General features: G+C 70.8%; 3 protein-coding genes. 1 reads left to right on the forward strand and 2 read right to left on the reverse strand.

Annotated elements, in window-relative coordinates; genetic code table 11:
- Positions 1-174: 174 nt before the first annotated feature.
- Positions 175-1,485 carry a GTP cyclohydrolase II RibA gene (gene ribA, locus VET29_RS03265; RefSeq protein WP_324914401.1) on the reverse strand — a complete coding sequence of 437 codons (1,311 nt, stop codon included), beginning with the start codon at positions 1,483-1,485 and terminating at the stop codon, positions 175-177.
- Between the two features lie 10 nt (positions 1,486-1,495).
- On the opposite strand from ribA, the gene VET29_RS03270 reads away from it, so the two are divergent.
- Complete coding sequence (locus VET29_RS03270; RefSeq protein WP_324914405.1) at positions 1,496-1,720, forward strand: hypothetical protein; 225 nt, start codon at positions 1,496-1,498, stop codon at positions 1,718-1,720.
- On the opposite strand, the gene VET29_RS03275 is transcribed toward VET29_RS03270, so the two are convergent.
- Positions 1,692-2,328 (reverse strand): histidine phosphatase family protein (locus VET29_RS03275; RefSeq protein ID WP_324914409.1); only part of this gene is annotated, 637 nt, incomplete at its 5' end. The genes VET29_RS03270 and VET29_RS03275 overlap by 29 nt on opposite strands.

The raw sequence follows: 2,328 nt of genomic DNA on the forward strand, positions 1-2,328 counted from the left end.
CTGGCATCGGCCTCCCACCGACGGGTCGAACCCTCAATGTCGGTGAACAAAAACGTCACTACCCCCGAAGGAGCAGCCGCCCGGTCAGCGGACACCCCCGCAGAATCTCACAACAGACACGCTCCTACCTGGCACTTCGCCGGAATCCGACCCAGGCGTGTCACCAAAACACACTCAACGGCAACGCGCAACGTCCCACGCCAGCAGCATGTCGTCGTCGAGCACGTATACCGACCGGTCGACGAGCCGGATCCCGTCGGCCACGGTGGTGATCCCGAGTGTGCCCACTGCCTCGGTGCCGGCTCCGATTATCGTCGGTGCGATCCCGACCACCAGGCGATCGACGAGGCCGGCACCGAGCATCGACGTGATCACCCGGGCGCCGCCCTCGACGAGGAGCGTCAGCGTGCCAGCCGCCCGCAGTCGGGCCAGGGCGGCAGGAAGGTCGACGCCGCGTGGGCTGGACGGGACGACGTGGACGCGCACCCCGCGCTCGTGCAGGGCGGTCCGGCGGGCGGCCGACGCGCGCCGCGTCGTGATCACTGTAGTGGCGGCGTCCGGGCCGAGGATCTGCGCCGTGGGCGGCAGCCGAAGCGTCGAGTCGAGCACGACCCGCTGGGGCGACGCTCCAGCGACGAGGCGGACGGTCAGGAGCGGGTCGTCCGTCATCACTGTGCCCACGCCGACGAGTACGGCATCGCACGCGGCCCGCAGCGCGTGCGAGATGCGGCGCTCGGCCTCGCCGCTGATCCATTTGGCATCGCCCGTGGACGTGGCGATGCGTCCGTCGAGCGTTTGAGCGAACTTGAGCACGACGTAGGGCCGGTCCTCAGCGGCCCGTACCTCACCGAGCAGAGCGCTCGCGTCGACGGCCGGCAGGGGACCGGATTCCCAGGGCGTCACCGCCAACCCGGTCGGCCCCACATGGTCCATCCTGCGCTCTTTGGTGCGGAGGTAGCCGAGGTTGCGGGCGTGCGGCGCGGTCGGCAGCGGCTCAACCGCCACCACGTCGATTCCCGCCCGCCGCATGCCATCGACCTTCCTCGGGTTGTTCGTCAGCAGCCGCACGGACCGCAGGTCGAGCGCCGACAACACGGCGGCCGCGTTGTCGTAGGTGCGCCCGTCGACCGGCAGGCCGAGGCGGAGGTTCGCGTCGAGCGTGTCATGGCCCTTGTCCTGCTCGACGTACGTCCGCAGCTTGTTGATCAAGCCGATGCCCCGGCCCTCGTGGCCGGTGGCGTACACGAGCACGCCGCAGTCCTCGGCCGCGATCCGGCGCATGGCCAGCCGCAGCTGCACGCCGCAGTCGCACCGCAGCGAGCCGAGCGCGTCACCGGTGAGGCACTCGGAGTGGAGGCGGACGAAGACACCGTCCTTGTGCTCCACGTTGCCGCGCACCATGGCCAGGTAGACGTGGTCGGTCGGGCTCTCGAAGGCCCGCACGTCGAATACACCCCACGGCGTGGGCATGGGGACACGCGCCACCTCAGTGAGCATGCGGCACTCGCGCGACGTGCCGTTTCGCCTGCTCACCAGCGGCCATAATCAGGAGATGATGCCTTCGTCCGCCGCCGCTGTCGAGTTCGCAGGCCCGCGTCAGGTCCGAGTCGCCGCCGTCGCGCTGCCCGAGCCGGGGCCGGATGAGGTTGTTGTCACTACGCACTTCTCGGGAATCAGCGGCTTCGCGGCCCTCAAGGAGCTGACGGCGAGTGCTCGTTGAACGACCGCAGCACGGGGCCGTACCGGTCGACTCCGATGCGGGTTACACCCGCGTCGTCGACCCACAGCCGCCAGGCCACCAGGTCCTCGACGCCGAGGGCCCAGGCGATGGCGGCCTTCATCGGGCTGACGTGGGTCACCACGACCACCGTCCGTCCCGCCCGCAGGTCGGCGGCCGCGGTCAGCTCCTCGCAGGCGGCCCGGACCCGCACGCCGAGCGCCGACAGCGGCTCACCCCCACCCGGCGCGTAGTCGGGGTTTGCGCGCCATTGGGCCCACACCTCGGTGGGCACGGACGCCGGGTCGGTCCCCTCGAGTCTCCCGTAGTCCAGCTCGATCCATCGGTCGTCGACCTCGACCGTCCGTCCGAACGCCGCCGCCGTTTCACGGGCCCGGCGCAGCGGACTCGACACGACCCGGTCCGGCGTCGGCAGTGTCGCCGCCAACCCGGCCGCCTGGGTTCGGCCCCGCTCCGTCAACCGCGGGTCGGACCGTCCCAGCAGCAGCCCGGCCGCGTTCGGCGCCGTTTCCCCGTGACGGACGACGTAAAGCATCAGTCGCCGCGCCGACCCACCAGCAGGAGCACTGACGAGTCGGAGGTGAACGCCT

It is taken from the genome of Actinophytocola sp. (assembly GCF_035634895.1).
GTDB lineage: Bacteria > Actinomycetota > Actinomycetes > Mycobacteriales > Pseudonocardiaceae > Actinophytocola.

Excerpts from the sequence above, each read along its gene's own strand:
- VET29_RS03270 (WP_324914405.1), top strand. The coding sequence starts at position 1,496 with ATGCGGCACTCGCGCGACGTGCCGTTTCGCCTGCTCACCAGCGGCCAT.